Below are 18,598 nucleotides of genomic sequence, written 5' to 3'. Positions count from 1 at the left end.
CACCGGCTGATTCCCTATCCTGGAAGGTGACCCAGTGACGACGGAAGGTTCTGTGCATCATGACCGAAGAAAAAGACTTCTCCCAGTACGCCCACCCCGACGCCCTGGTCTCCACCGACTGGGTGGCGCAGCACAAGGATGACCCCTCCGTGGTGCTGCTGGAATCCAACGAGGACGTCCTCCTCTACGAGACCGGCCACATCCCCGGAGCCCAGAAGATCGACTGGCACACCGACCTCAACGACCCGGTCACCCGGGACTTCCTGGGCCCGGAGCAGTTCGCGTCCTTTGCCGCGGCCAAGGGCATCACGCCGGAGACCACCGTGGTCTTCTATGGGGACAAGTCGAACTGGTGGGCGGCCTACGCCCTCTGGGTCTTCACCCTCTTCGGCCACGCGGACCTGCGCCTGATGGACGGCGGCCGGCAGAAGTGGGCCGCCGAGGGCCGCGAGCTGGTCACCCAGGTGCAGACGCCTGCCGCGGTGACCTACCCGGCGCCGGCGCAGCGCGACGACTCGACCTTCCGCGCCTTCCGCGAGGACGTGCTCGCCCACTTCGGCAAGCCCATGATCGACGTCCGCTCCCCCCTGGAGTACTCCGGTGAGCGCACTCATATGGAGGGCTACGAGCAGGAGGGTGCGCTGCGCGGCGGCCACATCCCCTCCGCCGCCTCGGTGCCGTGGGCCAAGGCCGCCAACGAGGACGGGACCTTCCGCTCGCGCGCCGAGCTGGAGGCGATCTACACCGAGCAGGCGGGCCTGGGGTCCGCCGAGGAGGTCATCGCGTACTGCCGGATCGGTGAGCGCTCCTCCCACACCTGGTTCGTGCTGCAGCACCTGCTCGGCTACGACAACGTCCGCAACTACGACGGCTCCTGGACCGAGTGGGGCAACGCGGTGCGGCTGCCGATCGCCACCGGTGAGCAGCCAGGCGAGGTGCCCGGCGCATGAGCCAGACCCCCAACCCGCAGCTTCCGGAGCAGCTCGCCGAGGTCATCGAGGAGTTCTCTGAGCTGGCAGACCGGGAGAAGCTGGAGCTGCTGCTCGAGTTCTCCCGCGAGCTCCCTGAGCTCCCTGAGCGCTACCTCAACAGCTACGACCAGATGGAAGAGGTGGTGGAGTGCCAGTCACCGCTGTTCCTGACCCTGGAGTACGACGACGCCGCCAGGACCGCCGCGATCTTCTTCGCCGCACCCCCGGAGGCGCCGACCACCAGGGGCTTCGCGGCGATCCTGCATGAGGGGCTGAGCGGTCTGCGCTACGAGGAGATCCTCGCGGTGCCCGAAGACCTCTCCGAGCGCCTAGGCCTGTCGAAGGCGATCACTCCGCTGCGGCTGCGCGGGATGACCGCGATGCTGGGCCGGATCAAGCGTAATATCCGGGCTCACCTGGCCGAGTCTGCCCCGGCGCAGGCCGGCTGAACAGGTCGGTGACCCAGTCGATCACGGATGTGTCCCAGCGCTCCGGGTCGTGGTTCCACTCCTTGACGTGGCGCGCCTGGGCGAAGCTGACATAGGTGACCTTCGGGTTCTTCCGGGCGAGATCCCGGGAGGGCCCGTAGGGCACGATGTGGTCATCGACGCTGTGCATGATCAGCACGTGGTCGCGGAGCTGATCGGCCCGGTCGATCCAGTTCATCGCCTGCAGGTCCACCGGGGCGGCCAGCCCGGTGACCCGCCGTCCGCCCGGGTTGGAGATGAACCACTGGCCCAGCCGGCCCACGAGAGTGGGGATCCGGTTGGCCTTGGCCTGGTGGGCGAGCACGTCCATCCAGTCGATCACCGGACCGGTGAGCACCAGGCCGCGGATGTACTCCGCGTAGCGTGAGCGGTCGGCGGTCTGCAGGCTGATCGCCCCGCCCATGGACCAGCCGAGCAGGATGACGTCTTCGGCGCCGCGCCCCAGCGCGTACTCGATGGCCGCCTCCACGTCCTCCCACTCGGTGACCCCGAGGCCGTACCGGCCGTCCGCGGCAGCCGGTGCCTCGCCGTCGTTGCGGTAGGAGATCAGCAGCGTTTCGGCGCCCAGCGCCGAGGTGGCTGCCAGCGCCCGGATCCCCTCGGTGCGGTTGCTTCCCCGTCCGTGGACGGCGATCACCCAGACGTTGCGCCCGGCCAGCGGGCCCTGATGCTCCGCGGGCAGACCGGCGACGGCCGGCTGCGGCGGGACGTACCAGGCCGGGGACGGCCCGCCGGGCAGGGTGATGACGACCTCTTCGCTGGCGAACCCGGCGTCGGCGGGGTTCAGGTAGACCACCGAGGTCCACCAGCCGCGCACCGCGGTGCGCAGATCCCCGCCGTAGACCTTCTCCACCGGACGGGTGACGGTGCCTCCCTTAGGTTCCAGCGCAGTGATCGGGCCGATCCGCGCCAGCGAGCGTCCGCCGTGGAAGAACAATCCATAGGTGCCGTCGACCACCGTCTCGGCGGTGATCGGCAGGATCACCTCGTCTCCTTCGGGTCCTCGGGTGACGGCAAGGATCTCGAGATCTTCAGCACGTTCGCGCACCGGGGTGACCACGGCTCGGGCGAAATATCCGGCGAGGCCGGAGGCGGCCGCGGCCAGCGTCATTCCGGCGGCGAGTCCGGTGCCCACGCCCAAGGCGGTGGCGCGGACCCAAGGGGTGTGCACCTCGGATTCGCGTCGGAACCTGCTGGTCCATGTCTGGGCCGCGCGCTGGACAAGTGCATTCGCCCGTGCCGCTGCGGCACCGGGTTCGCTCATCGTGGACGTCATGGAGCTCAGCTTACGCGGGCGCGCGGAACGTGATGAGATAGGGGTATGAGTGAGAACCAGACGAACGCGACCGGCGCCGATCAGTGGCGCGAGAAGCTCAGCCCCCAGGAGTACCAGGTGCTGCGCCAGGGCGGCACCGAGCGCGCGTACACCGGAGAGTACTGGGACAACAAGGCCGCCGGCACCTATTCGTGCCGAGCCTGCGGCGCGGCGCTGTTCACCTCCACCGAGAAGTTCGACTCGCGCTGCGGCTGGCCCAGCTTCTTCGAACCCGCCGCCGACGCGAACATCCGCTATCTCACGGATACCTCGATGGGCATGGAGCGCACCGAGGTGCGCTGCGGCTCCTGCGACTCCCACCTGGGACATCTCTTCACCGGTGAGGGCTTCAACACCCCCACCGACCAGCGCTACTGCATCAACTCCATCTCGATGGACTTCCACGAAGCCACCGAGAGCTGAGCAGTGACGACCACCGAGACTCAGCCGCGACTGCTGGACGCCTCCTTCGCCTCCGACAACGTCGCCGGGGTCTCGCCTGAGATTCTGCAGGCGCTGAGCCAGGTCAACACCGACGCCGCCCTGCCCTACGGGGCCGACCCGGTGACCGCCCAGCTGCGCGACGTGATCAAGGAGACCTTCGGCGCCCGCGCGGAGATCCTGCCGGTCTTCAACGGCACCGGCGCCAACGTGGTGGCGCTGCAGGCGCTGCTGCCCCGCTGGGGGGCCGCGATCTGCTCGGCCCAGGCCCACGTGAACAACGACGAGGGCGCCGCCCCGGAACGCCTCGGTGCACTCAAGCTGCTGCCCCGCCCGACCGCCGACGGGAAGCTGACCCCGGCCGACGTCCGCGCGGAGCTCAAGGCCCTGGGCTTCGTCCACGCGGCCCAGCCGCTTGCGGTCACGCTCACCCAGTCCACCGAGCTGGGCACCGTCTACACGGCACAGGAGATCGCGGAGGTGGCCGAGGTCGCCCACGCCCACGGGCTCGGGGTGCACCTGGACGGCGCGCGGATCTCCAACGCGGCCGCCGCGCTCGGCTGCTCGCTGGGCGAGTTCACGACCGCCGCCGGCGTCGACGTGCTGAGCCTCGGCGGCACCAAGAACGGCGCGATGGCCGCGGAGGCCGTGGTGGTGATCAACCCGGACCGCGTGGTTGGCACCGACTTCATCCAGAAGTTCTCGATGCAGCTGGCGTCCAAGCAGCGCTTCATCTCCGCCCAGCTGCTGGAGCTCTTCGGCACCGACCTCTGGCGGCGCAACGCCACTCACGCCAACGCGCAGGCGGCCACACTCGGACGCGCCCTCGCGGAGATCCCCGGGGTCACACTGTCCCGGCCCACCGAGGTCAACGCCACCTTCCCGGAGGTCACGGTGAAGATTGCCGAGGCGATCCGGGACCGGTACCTGGTCCATGTCTGGGACACCGCCCCCAACGGCAACCCGGTGCTGCGCATCATGTGCTCCTTCCAGACCACCGACGCGCAGATCCACGAGCTGGTGGACGTCGCGCGGCGCGCCTAGCACGTCAACCTGGGGGTTGTTCCTAATCTGGTGCCGTGACAGCTTTCGGTCCCCTCGGCGGACCCGACCAGCAGGGCGCGAGGCGCACAGCGCCGCGGCCGTCCCACGGTGCCACCGGCATCGAGGGACTCCCTGAGTCGTTCCTGCGCGCACTGAGCAGCCTGCGCCAGGCGTCCCCGCGCCCGGAGGCGCTGGTCCAGGAAGTTCCAGCCCCGTCGAAGCTGGCGCCCTTCGCGGTGGCGCTGCGCGCCGAGGTGCACTCGGACGGCGGCCTCGCGCTGGACGCATATCCCGTCACCCGGCTGCGGCCCCAGCCCGAGGACACCGAGGTCCTGGCCACCGGCAGGTTCATCCTGCTCCACGACCCCGCAGGTCAGCAGGCCTGGGGCGGAACCTTCAGGGTCGTGATCTATATCCGCGCCGAGCTCGACGCCGAGATGGGCAACGATCCGCTGCTGGGCTCCGTGGCGTGGACCTGGCTCTGTGATTCCCTGGCCCAGCACGGGGTGGAGTACAGTCATGCGGGCGGCACGGCCACCAGGATCCTCTCCGAGAGCTTCGGAAGCATGGAGAACCGGCTGCCGAGCAACGATGTGGAGCTCCGCGCCTCGTGGAGCCCCACCGGCACCGGTTTCGGCTCCCACCTGCAAGCATGGGCCGATATGGTCTGTTCCTTCGCAGGACTGCCGCCGCTGCCCGATGGAGTGATCGCCCTGCCACATATCAGGAGGAGCTGACGCAGTGCCGGAGACCTCGATGGACTCCCCCGAGAAGGGGCCGCCGCCGCTGCTGACCGAACCCGAGGATGGGGTTCCCTTCGTCATCGACACCGCTCGCGGACTCCAGCGCTGTGCCGACGCCCTGGCGGCCGGCACCGGCCCCGTAGCCGTCGACGCCGAGCGGGCTTCAGGGTTCCGCTACGGCCAGCGCGCGTTCCTGGTCCAGCTCAAGCGCGAAGGGTCGGGACTGTGGCTCATCGACCCAGAACCCTTCACCACCTTGACCCCGGTGCAGGAGGCCCTCGAAGACGTCGAGTGGATCCTGCACGCCGCCTCCCAGGATCTCCCCTGCCTGGCGGAGCTGGGCATGCACCCGCACAGCCTCTTCGACACCGAGCTCGCCGCGCGCCTCGCCGGGCTCCCCCGGGTCGGCCTCGGGGCCGTGGTGGAGTCGCTGCTGGGGGTCCGGCTCGCCAAGGAGCACTCCGCGGCCGACTGGTCCAGGCGCCCACTCCCGCAGGACTGGCTGCGCTACGCGGCCCTCGACGTCGAGCTGCTGATCCCGCTGCGCGAGAGCCTCACCCAGCTGCTGCGCGACCAGGGCAAGCTGGCCTGGGCCGAGCAGGAGTTCGAGCACCTGCGCACGCACCGTCCGGTCACCGTCCCGCGCAGCGAACGCTGGCGCAAGGCCAGCGGGGTCAACCGGCTGAAGTCTCCGCGCAAGCTCGCGGTGCTGCGCGAGCTCTGGGCGGCCCGGGAGAACATGGCAGAGACCAAGGACATCGCCCCGGGACACATCCTTCCCGACTCTGCGCTGGTCGCCGCGGCGGACGAGGTGCCGCGCACAGTCCCCCAGCTGCTCTCGATCAAGGGCTTCCACGGCCGCGCCGCCAAGCGCGAGGCGCCGAAATGGCTGCGCGCGATCGAATTCGGGACCAAGAACACGCAAGCGCCGGATCCGAAGCGGCGCGCGCTCGGCCCGCCGCCCCCGCGCACCTGGAAGGACCGCAATCCGCTGGCCTTCCGGCGCTACCGCACCGCCCGGGACTGGCTGAACCACCGCGCCGATGAGCTCGAACTCATGCCTGAGACCTTGCTGACCCCCGCAGTGCTCAAACAGATCTGTTGGACGCCCCCGGAGGTCCTGGACCTCGACGGTGTGAGCGCCGCCCTGCGCGCCCTCGGGGCCAGGCCCTGGCAGATCGACCAGTGCGCCGCGATCGTCACCGTCGCAATGCTGGACCCGGAGCCGCTGGAGAGCTTCTGAGGCTCGCCGGGACGGTTTCCCCCGGGGTTACTCATGGGTAGGATGTGAGCTGAGACTCATCCTCAGGCGCGCTCGTCCCGCGCCGACCCGACGCCACGGAGGCCACCACATGACACGAGCGCACTCACCCGAGATCCCCGCAGAGGCCCTGGACTTCTCCCGCTTCAGCGACCTGGCGGCCGCCTTCAGCGACGAGGTCATCACCCATTCCAGGGCCGAGGACGTGGTCCTGCCGGCCGGCGCCGGCACCCTGGTCCTGGTGCGCCTGGACAACGATCACCCCAAACGTCCCTCCACGCTGGGCCCGAGCAGCCTGATCGAGTTCGCCGAGGTCCTCGCCGCACAGCTGCCCCGCGCCCGCGCCGGAGAGATCGCGGGCATCGCCGTGATCGGGAAGCCCGGGGTGCTCGCCGCCGGTGCCGACCTCGGCGCCGCCGAACGGGTGGACTCCCGGGACCACTCCACCGCGATGGCAGACCTGGGCCACCACGCCTACCGGCTCCTGGAGGACTTCCCGGTCCCCAGCTTCGCATTCATCAACGGCACCGCGCTGGGCGGGGGGCTCGAGATTGCGCTGGCCGCACAGCACCGCACGGTCTCCACCGCTGCCAAGGGGATCGGACTGCCCGAAGCATTCTTGGGCCTGGTCCCGGGCTGGGGCGGGATCTACCGGCTTCCGCACCTGATCGGACCCGAGGCCGCCGCCGAGGTCATCTTCACCAATGCGCTGAACAACAACCGCACCCTGACCGGGCAGAAGGTCCACGCGCTGGGCATCGCCGATGAGCTCCTCGACGCCGAGACCTTCGAGGCCGAATCCCTTGCCTACGCCGCCCGGGTCATCACCGGGGACGAGACCACCACACAGCAGCTGGCCACACACCGCAGCCATGACGACTCCCCCGAGGCATGGACCCGCGCCATCGCCGCCGCCGAGCGGACCGTGGCGACCAAGCTCGGGCCCTCCGCACCCGCACCTCGTCGCGCGCTGGATCTGTTCTCCCAGGTGCCTGAGCGGACGCGGGAGCAGAGCCGGGCCGCCGAATGCGAGGCGCTGGGCGATCTGATGCTCACTGATGAGTTCCGCAACACCGTCTATGCGTTCCTGAACCTGCTGCAGAAGCGCGCCAAGCGTCCCGCCGGAGTGCCCGAGGTCCAGCCCCGGAGCATCACCAAGGTGGGAGTCGTCGGTGCAGGACTCATGGCCTCCCAACTCGCGATGGTCTTCGCCGCGCAGCTGCAGGTGCCGGTGGTGCTCACCGACATCGATCAGACCCGCGTGGACAAGGGTCTTGAGCACATCGCGGCTCAGCTCGAGAAGCAGGCCAAGAGGGGTCGGCTCAGTGCCGAACAGGCCGCCGGGCTGCGCGGGCTGATCACCGGCTCCACCGAAAAGTCCGTCTACGCCGACGCCGACTTCGTCATCGAGGCGGTCTTCGAGGAGATCAGCGTCAAGAAGCAGGTCTTCGCCGAGCTGGAGCAGGTCGTGCCCGCCGAGACGATCCTGGCGACGAACACCTCCTCGCTCTCGGTCACCGAGATGGCGGCCGACCTGGCGCATCCCGAGCGGGTCATCGGCTTCCACTTCTTCAACCCGGTGGCCGCCATGCCGCTGGTGGAGATCGCCCGGGCGCCACAGACCGCCGATGAGCCGATCGCGACCGCCTTCGCCCTCGCCGCCGGACTGCGCAAGACCCCCGTGCTCACCAGTGATTCGACCGCGTTCGTGGTCAACCGGGTGCTGCTGCGGCTGATGAGTGAGGTGCAGAAGGCCTTCGACGAGGGCACCGACGCCGCCACGGCCGACGCCGCGCTGAAGCCCATCGGACTGCCGATGAGCCCGTTCACGCTGCTCGCGATGGTCGGCATCCCGGTGGCCCAGCACGTCACCGAGTCCCTGCATGCCAGCTTCGGGGAGCGTTTCCACGTCTCGGCCAACCTGCAGCGGCTCATCGATGCCGGGGTCACCGAGATCTGGAGCACCGACGACGCCGGCCAGCCCAATGTCACCGGCCAGCCCTATATCAAGGACAGCACCACAGACCTGATGAGCTTCGGAGACTCACCGCGCACCGAGGAGGAGCTGCTCACCACGGTCCAGGATGCTCTCGCGGAGGAGATCGGGATGATGCTCGATGAGGGCGTCGTCGCTTCCCGCCAGGACGTGGATCTGTGCATGATCCTCGGGGCCGGATGGCCGCTGCACCGCGGAGGGATCACCCCGTACCTGGATCAGGTGGGCGCGAGCGAACGCGTCAACGGCCGGACGTTCAGCACGCGCGACTGAGCCGTTCCGGGACCCGCTGCAACCCTGAGCTGCGGCTCTCAGGGGCGGGCATCGGTCAGTGCGAGTCTCACGGGGTCCGGGTCCAGATGCGGTGCAGGCGCAGGTCAGCGCGCCGACACAGAGTCTGGACCCGGACCGATCACTCGTAGAATGGGCCGCATGACCTCGCCATGCTGTGACCGCCGTCGATTCCTGCACGCCTCGGCCCTGACCGCTGGCTCGGCGACGCTGCTGACCGCCTGCGGAGTCGGTGGGTCCCCCGAGTCGGCGACCCCGACCCTTGCCGAAGGCGGCACCTGGACCGATGTGATGCCGCTCGGTGAGCTGGAGGTCGGAGCGAGCAGCACAGCTGAGGTCGGCGAGACTCAGCTTCTGCTGCACCGCAGCGATGAGTCCACGATCCACGCGTTCTCCGCGGTCTGCACCCATCAGGGGTGTGCCGTGGGCACGGAGCCGGAGCGCTTTGCCTGCCCCTGCCACGGCTCCATCTTCAACCTCGAGACCGGTGCCGCCGAGGGTGGTCCGGCGAACGATCCGCTGACCCGCTACCCCGCCGAGATCAGCGGGGACACGATCAGGGTCCAGGCGTAGGCCGGACTGCTGAGAGGCTCGGCTCGCTGCCGCAGCTCCGGGGCCCGAGTGCCCTAGGGGTCCACGGCGGCCTTGGCTGCCTCGACTGCCTGCTCAGCCAACGCGCAGCTCGATCTTCGAGGCGGGCACATCGCCGCCGCGCACGGCGGCCTTCACGGCTTCCCGGGCCTTGCCCTGGTGCAGCGTCGTGATCCTCATGACCGAGGCGTGACCGCCGTCGTGGGCTTCGATCACCGGATCGCTGAGCAGACCCAGACCGCGCCAGGCCAGAATGGCCAGCACGTCACGGTGCACAGCACCGATGTTGCGCTCCTCGGAGGCGCTGGGCGTCTCGCCCTTGAGCGGGTAGAGCAGGCGGATCTCGATCTGCGACTCGGCCGGGGGTTCCGTGTAGCCGTCGGCCCGGCACTGGGCGATGAAGCTTTCGAGCAGCTGCTCGGCCTCCTCAGCATCGGCCCTCTCGGAGGTCAGCTTGCCGTTGGCGCCGAGCACCCCGTGGTGGATGACGAACTCTCCGGCCGCTTCGTCGTACCAGGCTTCGCGGTAGTTCCAGGCCTGCTCGTCGCGGCGGTAGAGAGTGATCAATGTCAGGCCTTTCGGGTACGGAGACTGGGGATCTGGCCGGTGGGGAACGGGTCCCCGGGCAGCGGGCGGGCGTAGGGCACCTTCGTGCCGAGGACCTGGCCGACGGCGTCCTGGGTGATCTTCTGGGCGGTGAGACCCACCCGTTCGAGGACTTCGCCGCGGGTGCCGTGGGCGAGGAACTCCACGGGGAGCCCGACCTCGTTGAGGCCGGTGTCCACGCCTGCCTCGCGCATGCTCTGCCGGATGCGTGAGCCCACGCCGCCGGCCTTGACGCCGTCCTCGATGCAGATGACGGTGCGGTGTCGGGCGGCCAGGGAGACCACCGAGTCCGGGACGGGCAGGACCCAGCGCGGGTCCACCACGGTGGCGCTGATGCCCTGATCGCCGAGACGCTGGGCGACGTCGAGGGAGAGCTCGGCCATGGTGCCCACGGAGACGATGAGCACGTCGTGGGCGTAGGGCTTTTGGGTCTCGGTGCTCGTGTCCGAGCTGTCGGCCGTGCGCCAGAGCACGTCGACTCCGTCCTCGAGCCGCTCGAGCGCGTCGATCTCACCGTTGACCGACCCCTTGGAGAAGCGCAGCACGGTCGGGGCGTCGTCCACGGCCACCGCTTCGCGCAGCTCCTCCCTGAGTCGGGTGGAGTCTCGCGGTGCCGCGATCCGAAGCCCCGGGACGATCTGCAGCAGCGAGAGGTCCCACATGCCGTGATGGCTGGGACCGTCGGGGCCGGTGACGCCGGCCCGGTCCAGGACCACCGTGACGCCGGCGCGGTGCAGCGCGACGTCCATCAGCAGCTGGTCGAACGCGCGGTTCAGGAAGGTCGCGTAGATCGCGACCACCGGGTGCAGTCCGCCGAAGGCGAGCCCTGCGGCGGAGGTCAGGGCGTGCTGTTCGGCGATGCCGACGTCGAAGACCCGATCGGGGTGCTTCTGTGCGAAGCTGCGCAGGCCCACGGGAATCATCATCGCTCCGGTGAGCGCGACGATGTCCTCGCGTTCATCGGCGATGGCGGTGATCTCTTCTTCGAACACCGAGGTCCAGGAGCGGGCGCCGCCGCGATGCACCGGTTCGCCGGTCTCCGGGTCGATGACCCCGACCGCGTGGAACTGGTCGTTCTCGTCGGCGCGGGCAGGAGCATAGCCCTTGCCCTTCTCCGTGAGTGCGTGGACGATGACCGGCCCGCCGTAATTCTTGGCGTCGGTGAGGGCCTCCTCCAGCGCACGCTGGTCATGGCCGTCCACCGGTCCGATGTACTTCATGCCGAGGTCCTCGAAGAGTCCCTGCGGGGCCCAGAAGTCTTTGGCGCCCTTCTTCGCGGCATGCAGGCTTCGGTAGACCATCTGGCCCATCGGTCCGCCGTTCTGCAGCTTGTGCTTGGTGCCGTCCATGATGTTCTCATAGGTCCGGTGAGTGCGGACCTTGTCCAGGAAGTTCCGGCGCAGCCGGCCCAGCTGGTCGGCCAGTCCCCCGACGGTGGGCGCGTAGGAGCGGCCGTTGTCGTTGACCACGATGATCACGCGGCGGTCTTTGTCCGCAGCGATGTTGTTCAGCGCCTCCCAGGCCATGCCGCCGGTGAGTGCGCCGTCGCCGATCACCGGGATCACACAGCGTTCGGACTCCCCGGCGAGCACCCGGGCCTTGGAGATGCCGTCGGCCCAGGAGAGAGAGGAGGAGGCGTGGGAGGACTCCACGATGTCGTGCACGGACTCGGCCCGCTCCGGGTAGCCGGCGATGCCGCCGGCCTGACGCAGCGTGGAGAAGTCCTGACGTCCGGTGACCAGCTTGTGCACATAGGACTGGTGGCCGGTGTCGAAGATGATGGAATCGCGCGGAGAGTCGAAGACCCGGTGGATCGCGAGGGTCAGTTCGACCACCCCGAGGTTGGGCCCCATATGTCCGCCGGTCTTGGAGACATTGGCGATGAGGAACTGTCGGATCTCTGCCGACAGCCTCTCCATCTGCTCGTCGCTGAGCTTGGACAGCTCCTGCGGAGACGTGATTGTCTGCAGAATACTCATTGCCGCAGTCTACCTCTCGCGCCGTGCGCGGCGGGTTCTTGACGCAGGGTGATGACACGTACACCGACTTACGACCGGCGCGGTGGACCGCTCACACGTTCTCCCACACGCAGCAGGGGCGCCCCGATCCGAAGATCGAAGCGCCCCTCCTCGCGTGAGCCGGCCGAAGCCGGTCGGCAGCCCAGCCGGTCAGCTTCGCAGGCTCATGCCGTCTACTTCTTCACCAGCGAACGCAGCACGTACTGCAGGATCCCGCCGTTGCGGTAGTAGTCGGCCTCGCCCGGGGTGTCGATGCGCAGCACGGCGTCAAAGCTGACCTCGTCGCCGTCCTCCTTCACCGCGGTGACCTTGAGCGTCTTCGGAGTGGTGCCGTCGTTCAGCTTGGTCACCCCCGAGATGGAGAAGGTCTCGAGGCCGGTCAGGCCGAGGGTGTCGGCTGATTCGCCCTCGGGGAACTGCAGCGGCAGCACGCCCATGCCGATGAGGTTCGAACGGTGGATCCGCTCGAAGGACTGCGTGATGACCGCGCGGACGCCGAGCAGGCTCGTGCCCTTGGCAGCCCAGTCACGCGAGGAGCCGGAGCCGTATTCCTTGCCGCCCAGGACCACCAGCGGAATGCCGGCCTCCTGGTAGTTGACCGCGGCATCGTAGACCGCGGCCTGCGGAGCACCCTCCTGGGTGAAGTCGCGGGTGTAGCCGCCCTCCACGCCGTCGAGCAGCTCGTTCTTGATGCGGATGTTCGCGAAGGTGCCGCGGATCATGACTTCGTGGTTGCCACGGCGGGAGCCGTAGGAGTTGAAGTCCTTGCGCGCCACGCCGTTCTCCAGCAGGTACCGACCGGCCGGGGTGTCCGACTTGAAGGAGCCTGCCGGGGAGATGTGGTCGGTGGTGACCGAGTCGCCGAGCTTCAGCAGCACCCGGGCGCCCTCGATGTCGGTGACCGCCGAGGGCTCGAGCTCCATGCCCTCGAAGTACGGGGGCTTCCGCACGTAGGTGGAGTCCTCGTCCCAGGCGAAGGTGGAGCCCTCGGGGGTCTCCAGCTCCTGCCAGCGGTGATCGCCGTCGAAGACGGTGGCGTACTTGGAGGTGAACATCTCGGTGTCGATGGACGCGTCGATGATCTCCTGGACCTCCACCGGGTCCGGCCAGATGTCGGCCAGGAAGATCGCCTTGCCTGACTCGTCGTGGCCCAGCGGCTCATTCTCGAAGTCGAAGTCCATGGATCCGGCCAGGGCGTAGGCGACCACCAGCGGCGGGGAGGCCAGGTAGTTCATCTTCACGTCCGGGTTGATCCGGCCTTCGAAGTTGCGGTTCCCCGAGAGCACCGAGGTCACGGCGAGGTCCTGCTCCTGGATCTTCTGCGAGATCTCCTCCTCCAGCGGACCGGAGTTGCCGATGCAGGTGGTGCAGCCGTAGCCGACCAGGTAGAAGCCGATGTTCTCGAGGTACTCCGTCAGGCCGGACTTCTCGTAGTAGTCGGTGACGACCTTCGAGCCCGGCGCCAGCGAGGTCTTGACCCAGGGCTTGCTCTTCAGCCCCTTCTCCGAGGCGTTGCGAGCCAGCACGCCGGCCGCCATCATCACGTTCGGGTTCGAGGTGTTGGTGCAGGAGGTGATCGAGGCGATGGAGACTGCGCCGTGATCGAGGTGGAACTCACGACCATCCGGCATGGAAACCGGGGTCGGGTTCGAGGGGCGGCCCTCGACCGGGGCGCCCGAGGTGTCCCGGGGCCTGTCGGCCTCGGTCTGCTCGTCGGTCGCATCGTGAGAGGGCGCGTCAGAGGCCGGGAAGGACTCCTCGGAGGCGTCGTCGACGGCGCCGTTGGTCACCGAGCCGTCCTGGGCGTAGTTGTAGATGTCCTTCCGGAACTGCTCCTTGGCGTCGGTGAGCTCGATGCGGTCCTGGGGACGCTTCGGGCCGGCGATGGACGGCACCACGGTGGAGAGGTCCAGCTCGAGGAACTCAGAGAAGCGCAGCTCGCGGGAGGGGTCGTGCCACATGCCCTGTTCCTTGGCGTAGGCCTCGATCAGCGCCAGCTGCTCCTCGGTGCGTCCGGTGAGCCGCAGGTAGCCCATGGTGACCTCGTCGATCGGGAACATCGCTGCAGTGGAGCCGAACTCCGGGGACATGTTGCCGATGGTGGCGCGGTTGGCCAGCGGCACTGCCGCCACACCTTCGCCGTAGAACTCCACGAACTTGCCCACCACGCCGTGCTCGCGCAGCATCTGGGTGATGGTGAGCACCACGTCGGTGGCGGTGGCGCCGGCAGGGATGGACCCGCTGAGCTTGAAGCCGACCACGCGCGGGATCAGCATGGAGATCGGCTGGCCGAGCATCGCGGCCTCGGCCTCGATGCCGCCCACGCCCCAGCCGAGCACGCCCAGGCCGTTCTCCATGGTGGTGTGCGAGTCGGTGCCGACACAGGTGTCGGGGTAGGCGCGCAGGGTGCCGTCGACCTCGCGGGTCATCACGGTGCGGGCCAGGTTCTCGATGTTGACCTGGTGGACGATGCCCATGCCCGGGGGAACGACCTTGAAGTCGTCGAACGCGGTCTGGCCCCAGCGCAGGAACTGGTACCGCTCGCCGTTGCGCTGGTACTCCATGTCCATATTGCGTTCCATGGCGTCGGAGTTGCCGAAGGAGTCGATCTGGACGGAGTGATCGATCACCATCTCGGCGGGTGCCAACGGGTTGATCTGCTCGGGCTTGCCGCCGAGCTCCTTGACGGCCTCACGCATGGTCGCCAGGTCCACCACGCAGGGCACTCCGGTGAAGTCCTGCATCAGGACTCGGGCGGGGGTGAACTGGATCTCGGTGTCGGGCTGCGCGTTCTCGTCCCACTGCGCCAGAGCCTTGATGTGCTCGGCGGTGACGTTGGCACCGTCTTCGGTGCGCAGGAGGTTCTCGAGCAGGACCTTCAGGCTGTACGGGAGGGAGTCGTGCCCCTCCACTGCGTTGAGTCGGAAGATTTCATAGTCGGTGCCGTCGACGTTGAGGACGCCTTTGGCCCCATAGCTGTCCGCATTATTCACTCGGGACTCCTTATTAGTTGCCAGTCGTGCCAGCCCGCGCAGATGACATGCGGGGCCGATGGATCGGTGTTCAGTCTACTCTTTCAGATATCTGAGACGCCCGTCATAGGGCCCCTGGCGCGCCGTTCACCTGCGATGAGGTGCGCGGAACAGCGCCACGGATTCCATGTGGTGGGTGTTGGGGTACAGGTCGAAGACCTCCAGGTCCGCGAGCTCCCAGCCACGGGCCATCAGGGACTTGGCATCCCGGGCGAAGGAGGAGGGTTCGCAGGAGACGTAGACGACCTCGCGGGCGCCGGAGGCGTCGATCCCGGCGATCACGCGCTCCCCGGCTCCGGTGCGCGGGGGATCCAGCACGATCAGCTCCCGCTGGGCGAGCTTGCCCAGGACCGCCTCCACCGGAGCCTGCAGCACCTCCACCTGGGGCGAGCCGGAGAACAGTTGGGCCGCGCTGGCGCTGGAGCCTGGTGCACCCTCGACGCTGAGCACCGATCCCTCGGGGCCGGCCAGCTGCGCGGCCCAGGCGGTGAAGAGGCCGGCTCCGGCGTAGAGGTCCGCCACGGAGGCGCCTCGAGGCACCTGGGCCATCGCGTCCACGGCCGTGACCAGGCAGCTGGGGGCGTTGCGGTGGATCTGCCAGAAGTCCTCGGGCTGGATCTCCACCCTGGACAGCGTCGGCAGGGCCGGGCCGGCGTCCGGTCCGGCGTCGGGGCCGGCTTCGGGGCCGGCTGGCAGCGGCAGCGCTTCGGTGATGGTGCGGGACCCGGCGACGACGGCGTAGCTGATCCGCTCCGGGCGCGGCGCTGCCGTTCCGTTCTGGGTGCGTGCTCCGGGGCCGGGACGCTCTCCGCGACCTCGGCGTCCGGCGCTGCGACTTCGGCTGGGCGCCGGTTCCGGCTGTGAGGTGCCGAGCACGATGTTGGCGATGTCCGGCTCGCGGCGGTTCAGCACCAGCAGCCGTTCGATGAGCTCCTCGCGCTCGGCCTCTCCCAGACCGGTCCGCGCGTGCACGACCAGGGTGACCTGCGGTCCGGCCCCGGCGGCAACAGCGTCCACTCGATCAGCACCCTTGAAGCAGTAGCCGAAGATCCCGCTCTCGTGGATCGAGGACACGGCCAGCGGCATCCCGCGCAGCTCGATGAGCTCGTTGCTGCGGTGTGGCTTCATGCTCAGCACGCCTTCGGCGCTGACCGCGAAGCTTGCCCGGGTCCGCCAGTGCAGACCGTGATAGGGCCCGTCGGAGAGCACATCCTGGACGTGGACCTCCCCATCGCCGGAGGCCAGCGGCAGGCGCTGGTCGTGGATCGAGAATCCGCCGATGCGGTGCATGGTGTCCCGGAAGACCTGGCCCTTGAGCCGACGCTGGTGCTGGTCGGTGATGTGGCCGAACTCGGCGCCGCCCACCGGGAGCCGGTCGTTCTCGTGGGCGCGCAGCGAGTCGGCGAGCTTCCAGATGTGCCGGCGGCGGTAGTCGGAGGCGTTGATCACCTCGACGACGTCGGCCCGCCAGTATTTGGCCCCGGGTCCGCCTTCGGTGACCCGGGCGCGTACGGTCTCCCCCGGGATGGCGTGGCGGACGAAGACGACGCGACCCTCGTGGCGGGCCACACAGTGGCCCCCGTGGGCCATCGGACCGATGTCCAGCGTCAGGGTCTGCGTCATCGCGGATTCACCATCTCTTCTCTTGTTCGGCCTGGTCGGCGGCGGCTGCGTCGGCCTCGTCTGCCGAGAGCACGAGCGGGCTCTGCGGAGGCCGCGAGATGAGCCAGCCGACCCACAGCGCCAGCGCGTAGAGCGGAATCCCCATGACCAGACGGGCGGTCCCGAGACCGGCCACATCGTCGGCGAGGTAGAGCGGGACCTGGATGATCAGGCGCAGTGCCGGGACGGCGAGCAGCAGCCAGGTGGCCAGCGAATACCGACGACGACGCACCGGATCCTTGCGCCAATCGAGTCCCTCGCCGCGGACGACGCCGAAGAGCAGACCGAGGAACGGCCACTTGACCAGGATGGAGACCAGGAACGCCAGCAGGTAGCCGGCATTGATCAGGAAGCCCCAGGCGTAGAAGTCCCGGGCGTCTCCGGTCCGGTAGGCCACCAGGGCGCAGATCAGGATCCCGGCCAGTCCGGCCAGGGTCTGTACCAGGGAGCCCTTCTGCACCAGCCGCGCGACGGCGAATCCGAGACCGATCACCACCGAGATGATCAGAGCGGTCATCAGCTCCTCGGTGACCAGGAAAGCGATCAGGAAGGCGGCGGCGGGCAGCGAGGACTCCACGAGTCCGCGCACTCCCCCGACCGAGGCCAGCACGTCGATGGATCCGTCATCCCCGGTGCGCACCCGCGAGGCCGCGGCCGTGGAGAACTGGGCCGCGGGATCGGGCGCGGAGTGCGGCTCCGACGCCGGGTTGTTCTGAGACCCCGTCGCCGTCCGTGGCTCCGGGTCTGTCCGCCGCTCAGGGTCCTGACCTCGCTGGCCTGGGTCAGCGGTCATCGCTCACCGGCGCTGCCGCGGGATTGGGGCTGGGAGTGTCGTCGCGGCGCTGGGCCCGGTTGCGCGGGACCACCACCCGCTTGGCACCCTCGGGGGGCTGCAGTCGGAGCAGCTCGCGCGGCGGCAGCGGGTCGTCACCGCGGACGACCACGATCTTGGCGAACAGGTCCTCGACGGCGCGTGCCGCAGTGGCATCGATCGCGCCGCGGCCCCCGACCACCCCGCGCAGGAACCAGCGCGGGCCTTCGTAGCCGATGAAGCGCGCGACTCGCCAGCCCTTGCGTCCGTCCTTGAGCACCGTGGGCACGCGGGCGGCCAGCTCTTTGCCGAAGCGTCCGTCGACCCGCTTGACCCTGCCCTCCTGCTTGATGACCGATTCTTCGATCTGCTCGAGCACCTCGTTCCAGGTGCCGCCTGACTTCGGGGCGGAGAAGGGCTGGACCTGGATGCTGGCCTGGTCGACCATGATGGTCAGCGCAACGACCCGCTTGGTCTTCTGGTCGATGTCCAGGCGGACCTGCTGGTTCTTCGCCGTGGGGATCAGCAGCGCACCGAAGTCGAGATAGCCCTTCTTGGACTCGAGCTCGCGGAAGTCCCGCGGCACCGCCAGGGGCGTGGACTCGGTGACCGGCTTCGCGACCGAGGTCACCGTCGGGCCGGGGGCGACGGCGTCGTCGGTCCCTGACGCTTGGGTCTGCGCCGTGTCGTGCTGAGCTGCCTGGCTCTGAGCTGTCTCCTGCTGGGCTGCCTCGTTCTGGGCCGCCTGGTTCTGTTCTGGTTCCGCCTGCGCAGCTGGTGCCGGGGTCGAATCTGTCTCCGGTTTCTGCGTCGCTGGGGTCTTCTTCTTGCCGAAGAGCATGCCTGTCCTCCTGGTCGGTTCTGCTGCTGTCCTATCGCCCGGTGGAGCCGAAGCCGCCTGCACCCCGGTCGCTCGTCTCGAGCTCGTCCACCAGGGTGAAGTCAGCCTGCTCCACCTTCTGCAGAAGCAGCTGAGCGATCCGGTCTCCACGGGCGAAGTGGACCGCCTCGTGGCGGTCCGTGTTGAGCAGGCACACCTTGATCTCACCACGATACCCAGCGTCCACCGTCCCCGGGGCATTGACCACTGTGATCCCGTGGCGGACCGCGAGTCCGCTGCGCGGATGCACCAGACCGACCCACCCCGGCGGGACGGCCAGCGCGACACCGGTCGGGACCAGTCGGCGCTCCCCCGGCTCGAGCGTGAACTCTTCCGCGGTGAGGAGGTCGGCCCCGGCATCACCGGGATGGGCGTAGCGCGGCACGTCGAGGTCCGGGTCCAGCTGCTTGAGAGGTACTGAGATGCGATTCACAGCCCCGAGTCTACC

General features: G+C 68.9%; 16 protein-coding genes. 8 read left to right on the top strand and 8 right to left on the bottom strand.

Going from position 1 to position 18,598, the window contains the following annotated elements:
- Nucleotides 1-59 precede the first annotated feature (59 nt).
- The gene (locus ACHAA4_RS00900) at nucleotides 60-950 is read left to right on the top strand and encodes a sulfurtransferase (protein WP_435772323.1); all 891 of its coding nucleotides are present in this window, start codon (nucleotides 60-62) and stop codon (nucleotides 948-950) included.
- A complete protein-coding gene (locus ACHAA4_RS00895) occupies nucleotides 947-1,420 on the top strand; it encodes a SufE family protein (RefSeq protein ID WP_435772322.1) in 474 nt (157 codons plus the stop codon). Before ACHAA4_RS00900 ends, ACHAA4_RS00895 begins: the two co-directional genes overlap by 4 nt.
- Here the strand turns inward: ACHAA4_RS00895 and ACHAA4_RS00890 are convergent.
- The gene (locus ACHAA4_RS00890; protein WP_435772321.1) at nucleotides 1,365-2,735 is read right to left on the bottom strand and encodes an alpha/beta hydrolase family protein; all 1,371 of its coding nucleotides are present in this window, start codon (nucleotides 2,733-2,735) and stop codon (nucleotides 1,365-1,367) included. The two genes, ACHAA4_RS00895 and ACHAA4_RS00890, sit on opposite strands and share 56 nt — an antisense overlap.
- Before the next feature lie 45 nt (nucleotides 2,736-2,780).
- Between ACHAA4_RS00890 and msrB the strand changes: the two genes are divergently transcribed.
- The 6 genes from msrB (at nucleotide 2,781) to ACHAA4_RS00860 (ending at nucleotide 9,123) form a co-directional block, all read left to right on the top strand.
- Entirely contained in the window at nucleotides 2,781-3,197 is a 417-nt protein-coding gene (gene msrB, locus ACHAA4_RS00885; protein WP_435772320.1) for a peptide-methionine (R)-S-oxide reductase MsrB, read from the top strand.
- A gap of 3 nt (nucleotides 3,198-3,200) precedes the next feature.
- Nucleotides 3,201-4,259, top strand: a complete 1,059-nt coding sequence (locus ACHAA4_RS00880; protein ID WP_435772319.1) for a threonine aldolase family protein — start codon at nucleotides 3,201-3,203, stop codon at nucleotides 4,257-4,259.
- 35 nt (nucleotides 4,260-4,294) lie between these two features.
- The gene (locus tag ACHAA4_RS00875) at nucleotides 4,295-4,996 is read left to right on the top strand and encodes a DUF3000 domain-containing protein (protein ID WP_435772318.1); all 702 of its coding nucleotides are present in this window, start codon (nucleotides 4,295-4,297) and stop codon (nucleotides 4,994-4,996) included.
- Nucleotides 4,997-5,015: 19 nt separating this feature from the next.
- On the top strand, nucleotides 5,016-6,245 hold the full coding sequence (locus ACHAA4_RS00870) for a ribonuclease D (RefSeq protein WP_435772961.1): 1,230 nt from the start codon (nucleotides 5,016-5,018) through the stop codon (nucleotides 6,243-6,245).
- Between the two features lie 109 nt (nucleotides 6,246-6,354).
- Nucleotides 6,355-8,532 carry a 3-hydroxyacyl-CoA dehydrogenase NAD-binding domain-containing protein gene (locus ACHAA4_RS00865; protein ID WP_435772317.1) on the top strand — a complete coding sequence of 726 codons (2,178 nt, stop codon included), beginning with the start codon at nucleotides 6,355-6,357 and terminating at the stop codon, nucleotides 8,530-8,532.
- Nucleotides 8,533-8,691: 159 nt separating this feature from the next.
- Nucleotides 8,692-9,123 carry a Rieske (2Fe-2S) protein gene (locus ACHAA4_RS00860; RefSeq protein ID WP_435772316.1) on the top strand — a complete coding sequence of 144 codons (432 nt, stop codon included), beginning with the start codon at nucleotides 8,692-8,694 and terminating at the stop codon, nucleotides 9,121-9,123.
- Between the two features lie 93 nt (nucleotides 9,124-9,216).
- Here the strand turns inward: ACHAA4_RS00860 and ACHAA4_RS00855 are convergent, their stop codons facing one another.
- From ACHAA4_RS00855 to dut, 7 genes are all read right to left on the bottom strand, one after another.
- The gene (locus ACHAA4_RS00855) at nucleotides 9,217-9,708 is read right to left on the bottom strand and encodes a hypothetical protein (protein WP_435772315.1); all 492 of its coding nucleotides are present in this window, start codon (nucleotides 9,706-9,708) and stop codon (nucleotides 9,217-9,219) included.
- 2 nt (nucleotides 9,709-9,710) lie between these two features.
- Nucleotides 9,711-11,726, bottom strand: a complete 2,016-nt coding sequence (gene dxs / locus ACHAA4_RS00850; protein ID WP_435772314.1) for a 1-deoxy-D-xylulose-5-phosphate synthase — start codon at nucleotides 11,724-11,726, stop codon at nucleotides 9,711-9,713.
- 212 nt (nucleotides 11,727-11,938) lie between these two features.
- On the bottom strand, nucleotides 11,939-14,758 hold the full coding sequence (locus ACHAA4_RS00845; protein WP_435772313.1) for an aconitate hydratase: 2,820 nt from the start codon (nucleotides 14,756-14,758) through the stop codon (nucleotides 11,939-11,941).
- Nucleotides 14,759-14,884: 126 nt separating this feature from the next.
- A complete protein-coding gene (locus tag ACHAA4_RS00840; RefSeq protein ID WP_435772312.1) occupies nucleotides 14,885-16,420 on the bottom strand; it encodes a class I SAM-dependent RNA methyltransferase in 1,536 nt (511 codons plus the stop codon).
- 7 nt (nucleotides 16,421-16,427) lie between these two features.
- Nucleotides 16,428-17,252, bottom strand: coding sequence for a DUF3159 domain-containing protein (locus tag ACHAA4_RS00835; RefSeq protein ID WP_435772311.1), 825 nt, complete (start codon nucleotides 17,250-17,252; stop codon nucleotides 16,428-16,430).
- Entirely contained in the window at nucleotides 17,242-18,111 is an 870-nt protein-coding gene (locus ACHAA4_RS00830; protein WP_435772310.1) for a DUF3710 domain-containing protein, read from the bottom strand. The genes ACHAA4_RS00835 and ACHAA4_RS00830 overlap by 11 nt, the downstream gene beginning before the upstream one ends.
- 31 nt (nucleotides 18,112-18,142) lie before the next feature.
- Nucleotides 18,143-18,583 carry a dUTP diphosphatase gene (dut, locus tag ACHAA4_RS00825; protein ID WP_435772309.1) on the bottom strand — a complete coding sequence of 147 codons (441 nt, stop codon included), beginning with the start codon at nucleotides 18,581-18,583 and terminating at the stop codon, nucleotides 18,143-18,145.
- Between the last annotated feature and the right edge of the window lie 15 nt (nucleotides 18,584-18,598).

Origin of the sequence: Nesterenkonia maliinae, assembly GCF_051262655.1 — a bacterium.
Taxonomy (GTDB): domain Bacteria; phylum Actinomycetota; class Actinomycetes; order Actinomycetales; family Micrococcaceae; genus Nesterenkonia.
Note: the sequence above shows the minus strand (reverse complement) of the source record. Positions and strands in the feature narration are given on the sequence as shown.

Excerpts from the sequence above, each read along its gene's own strand:
- ACHAA4_RS00840 (WP_435772312.1), bottom strand. The coding sequence starts at position 16,420 with ATGACGCAGACCCTGACGCTGGACATCGGTCCGATGGCCCACGGGGGC.
- ACHAA4_RS00895 (WP_435772322.1), top strand. The coding sequence starts at position 947 with ATGAGCCAGACCCCCAACCCGCAGCTTCCGGAGCAGCTCGCCGAGGTC.
- ACHAA4_RS00900 (WP_435772323.1), top strand. The coding sequence starts at position 60 with ATGACCGAAGAAAAAGACTTCTCCCAGTACGCCCACCCCGACGCCCTG.
- ACHAA4_RS00865 (WP_435772317.1), top strand. The coding sequence starts at position 6,355 with ATGACACGAGCGCACTCACCCGAGATCCCCGCAGAGGCCCTGGACTTC.
- msrB (WP_435772320.1), top strand. The coding sequence starts at position 2,781 with ATGAGTGAGAACCAGACGAACGCGACCGGCGCCGATCAGTGGCGCGAG.
- ACHAA4_RS00890 (WP_435772321.1), bottom strand. The coding sequence starts at position 2,735 with ATGACGTCCACGATGAGCGAACCCGGTGCCGCAGCGGCACGGGCGAAT.
- dxs (WP_435772314.1), bottom strand. The coding sequence starts at position 11,726 with ATGAGTATTCTGCAGACAATCACGTCTCCGCAGGAGCTGTCCAAGCTC.
- ACHAA4_RS00870 (WP_435772961.1), top strand. The coding sequence starts at position 5,016 with ATGGACTCCCCCGAGAAGGGGCCGCCGCCGCTGCTGACCGAACCCGAG.
- ACHAA4_RS00835 (WP_435772311.1), bottom strand. The coding sequence starts at position 17,252 with ATGACCGCTGACCCAGGCCAGCGAGGTCAGGACCCTGAGCGGCGGACA.
- ACHAA4_RS00860 (WP_435772316.1), top strand. The coding sequence starts at position 8,692 with ATGACCTCGCCATGCTGTGACCGCCGTCGATTCCTGCACGCCTCGGCC.
- ACHAA4_RS00830 (WP_435772310.1), bottom strand. The coding sequence starts at position 18,111 with ATGCTCTTCGGCAAGAAGAAGACCCCAGCGACGCAGAAACCGGAGACA.